1 protein-coding gene and 1 pseudogene are annotated in these 1,945 nt (G+C 74.6%); both read right to left on the minus strand.

The genetic code is table 11. The annotated features are described in order from the left end of the window. A pseudogene (locus BL253_RS38965) lies at positions 1-446 on the minus strand (class I SAM-dependent methyltransferase); the annotation flags it as partial. A 109-nt stretch (positions 447-555) separates the two neighbouring features. Beyond that, positions 556-1,945, minus strand: a 1,390-nt coding sequence (locus BL253_RS38970) for a class I SAM-dependent methyltransferase (protein ID WP_076823115.1), incomplete at its 5' end; no start/stop codon positions are given.

A 1,945-nucleotide genomic window follows, 5' to 3' on the forward strand; every position in this document is an offset into this window, starting at 1 on the left:
GTGGTGACGGGCGCGTGCCGTTTGAGCGTCTCGGTGACCGCGACGAGGGCGGTCTCGGTGAGGTCCTTCAGGTCCAGGCCGGCGCGCGTGAGGACGTCGCGATCGACGAGAAGTGCCTGGTAGGCACCCCGCCCGGGGGCGAGCCGGTTGTTCTGGTAGGTGGTGGTGTCGAGCATGCGGGCGAGGTCGAGGAGTCGGTCGGCGGTGAGGTTGTCGGGGATGAGGTCGAGGACGTCGAGGTTGTGGTGGGTGGCGTGGGTGCTGGCGGCGCGTTGTTGGGCGTCGTCGAGGTGGACGCCTTCGGCGAGCAGGAAGACGTGGTTGTGGTGGATGGGGTCGTTGGAGGGTTCGGCGACCGGTAGCGCGGACAGGCGTCGGCGCAGCCTCGCCGTGTTGAGGCCGACGGCGGCGAGCACGGTGACGGGCAGCCAGTACCGGCGGCTCACGGCGTCCCTTTCTGGTTGGTGTCTGCTCAGGTGATGCCGCGCGTGGGTCGGCTGTCCGGACTGACCCGCGGGCTGGTGGTCCAGTGGGCTCGGGGCCGGCCCGGCCCACTCAGGGCAGGCGGGCCAGGATCCGGTAGGCGTTGGCGCGGGTGCCGCGGGTCAGGTAGGGGCGGCTCGCGGCGTCGGCGGCGACGAGGGCGGGGAACAGCGGAGCGAGCGCCGCGAGGACCGCCGCCCGTTTGGCCCTGCTGGCGCCGGGCGACGGGTCGTCACGCCACGGAAGGCCGGGCGACGGCGCGAACCGTTGGACCAGCCCCCACCAGGCGTACATCCCGTCGCCGGCCAGGTGCGTCTCGCCGTACTCGATGTTCTCGACCTGGAAGCCGCGTTCGGTGAGAGCGGCCGCGAGGTTGTCCGCGGGCAGCAGGTGCTGGTGCTGCGGGACCATCCAGCTCGGCGAGAGGGGCCCGTAGGCGCGAAGCGCCGGGCTGTCGGGGTTGGGGACCTCGATGAGGAGGTGGCCGCCGGGGGTGAGGGCGGTGGCGGCGGCGTCGAGTTCGGCGCGGGGGTCGCGGGTGTGTTCGAGGTAGTGGAACATGCTGATGACGTCGTAGTGGCCGGCCAGGCTCGCGGCGAGGTCGGGGAACTGGCCGCGGTGTGCGGTGTCGATCCAGCCGCGGCGGGCGGCTTCGTCGAGGCCGTCGCCCATGTCGAGGCCGTCGAAGACCGTGTCGGGCCAGATGTCCCGCGCGATGAGGCAGAAGTGCCCGAGGCCCGCGCCGACGTCCAGCCAGYKKCGCGGRGSCGWSSGSACGGMSCGSGCSCGSGCCRGGTRKGSRCCSGGACCGRMSCCGRSCASCMRYTCSRYSRSCKSGCCGCCCAGGCCGTCGTAGAAGTCGCGGTAGTAGTAGTCCAGCCCCTCCGGGGTCAGCCGCGGGTTCTGGAAGACGTGGCGGCACTCGGCGCAGCGGTCGTAGCGGAACCGGCCTGGCTTGGCCTGGGTGGCGTCGAACCCGGTGATGACCTTGCGCAGCTGCGCGGCGCCGCACCAGGGGCAGGTGGAGCGCGCCGGCTCCAGGAAGTGCTCCACCCCACCCGCGAACTCGGCCCGGTAGGCCGCGCGCAGCTCGTCGGCCCGCGCCCCGGCCTCGGGCGTGAACGCCTTCGGCGGCGCGACCCACCACCGCGCCAACCGCCCGCCGGCTCCGTCCTCACCGGCCTCGTTCCCGCCCACCCCGGCGTCGCCCGCGGCCTGACCGGAGATCGCGTCGCCGCGGCCCGGCGGCGTCACCGCGTCAGAGCGCCGTGACGCGACTGCCGGCGACGAAGGGGAGCGTCCGGCGAGGTCGGCGAGCAGTTCGGCGGCGCCGCGGCGGCGGGTGAGGGGGGAGCTGGGCAGGTCGGTGAGGTGGAGGGGTCCGCCGGTGGCGACGAGCGCGGGTTGCAGCCAGGTCGCCGCCGCGGCGGCCAGAGTCCAGCCGGGCGCGGCCGTCGCCCCG

The organism is Pseudofrankia asymbiotica, assembly GCF_001983105.1.
Lineage (GTDB): Bacteria > Actinomycetota > Actinomycetes > Frankiales > Frankiaceae > Pseudofrankia > Pseudofrankia asymbiotica.